Annotated in this window: 3 protein-coding genes; all 3 read right to left on the bottom strand. The window is 70.2% G+C overall.

Translation table 11 applies throughout. The annotated features are described in order from the left end of the window. On the bottom strand, window positions 1–925 hold a 925-nt coding region (locus WBL05_RS11915; RefSeq protein ID WP_424226185.1), incomplete at its 3' end, for a glycosyltransferase family 2 protein. 50 nt (window positions 926–975) lie between these two features. Then, window positions 976–1,236 (bottom strand): WhiB family transcriptional regulator, encoded by a 261-nt coding sequence (locus WBL05_RS11910; RefSeq protein ID WP_424226184.1) that lies wholly within the window; start codon window positions 1,234–1,236, stop codon window positions 976–978. Between the two features lie 105 nt (window positions 1,237–1,341). Beyond that, the coding region (locus WBL05_RS11905; protein WP_424226182.1) for a hypothetical protein at window positions 1,342–1,521 on the bottom strand (180 nt) is incomplete at its 5' end.

Genomic DNA, 1,521 nt, shown 5'->3' with positions numbered 1-1,521 from the left:
GCGACTTGCCGAGCAGGTAGCCGAACGCCTGCACCACCGACTGCGCGCTGAGCCGCCGGATCGTGCGGGCAGGCTTGTCGGCATGGATGACGGCGACCGACATGCCGGCGGCCTGGTCGGCCTGGCTGGAGTCGGGGGCGAGCACCGATTCGCGCAGCCCGACCCGGCCGGCCTCAACGTGGCGCAGCGACGCCTGCGGCCAGGTGCGCACCACCATGCCGTGGGCGTTGGCGCGCCAACCCAGTTCGACGCCGTCGCGGAACAGCGGGATCTCGGGGTTGAAGCCGCCCAGCTCGCGCCAGGCGTCCATGGTGATCAGCATGCCGGCGGTGGACGCGCCGAGCACCCGAGCCGGTTCCAGTTGATGCTGGTCGATGTCGCCACGCTCGACGGTGGGTACCCGGGCGCCGGACGGGGCTATCGACTCCCCCACCGCGCTCATCTGGTCGGGGTGGTTGCGTCGCTTGGGGTGCAGCAGCTTGGGCACCACGATTGCGGGGCGCTGCCCCTCCTCGCCCGCGTCATCGGCGCCGAGCAGTAGCTCGGTCAGGCATCGGCGGGTGGGTGCGGAGTCGTCATGCAGCAGCCACAGCAATTGGGCGTCGAAGTCGGCCGCCTGCTCGACGGCCAGCTGGACGCAGGCCCCGAACCCCTGGTCGGGGGGGCCGTCGATGATGTCGTGGATCAGGCCGTCGCTGCGGCCCTTCTCGAGCAGGGCCCGGGAGCCGTCGGTCGATCCGGCATCCACTGCGACCAACCGACCGGGCTGGACATCGAGCCGGGCCACCGCCACCAGGGTCCGGGGCAGCCACTGCTCACCGTTGTGCGCCACCAGCACCGCCAGCACCTGGCTGGCGTCCACCTTGAGGGGCGCTTGCGTGGGCTGCTCGTGTGCCCAGGCCCACATCTGGTCTGGCTGGTCCATCACCCATGCAGACTACTCAGCGCGTCGCCGGAGCGTCCACAAGGCGGTGGTCAGACCGCCTGCTTCTTCAGCCGGCGGCGCTCCCGCTCCGACAGCCCACCCCAGATGCCGAATCGTTCGTCATTGGCGAGCGCGTACTCCAGGCACTCGGCCCGAACCGTGCAGTTCTGGCAGACCCGCTTGGCCTCACGGGTCGATCCGCCCTTTTCGGGAAAGAAAGCCTCCGGATCGGTCTGGGCGCACAGGGCCTCGTCCTGCCACCCCAGAACCCCCTGCTCGGTGGTGTCGACGAGCGCCAACAAGATCTGCATCCCCGCTCCTTCCGCCGGACTGGACTGCGCACGGGTTGTTACAACGATGAAATTACACCGTTGTTCTTCTCAGCGCGTCAAGTTGGCTGAAGCGGTCAAAATCTGCTAGACGTCGGCCCCCGGTGGCCGCTTGGCGGGCGTCCAGTCGGGGGCGTGGCCCGCCGGTTGCGCACCCGGCTGTGACTCATCCTCGCCGGCGCCGGCAGGGTACCCCTCGGCTGCCTGGCCGGCGGTCGTCCAGGGCAGACCGGGTGCCGGCTGGGTGGCCGGCTGGGGGCTGGTGGG

The organism is Brooklawnia sp. (assembly GCF_049651565.1).
GTDB lineage: Bacteria > Actinomycetota > Actinomycetes > Propionibacteriales > Propionibacteriaceae > Brooklawnia.
Note: the sequence above shows the minus strand (reverse complement) of the source record. Positions and strands in the feature narration are given on the sequence as shown.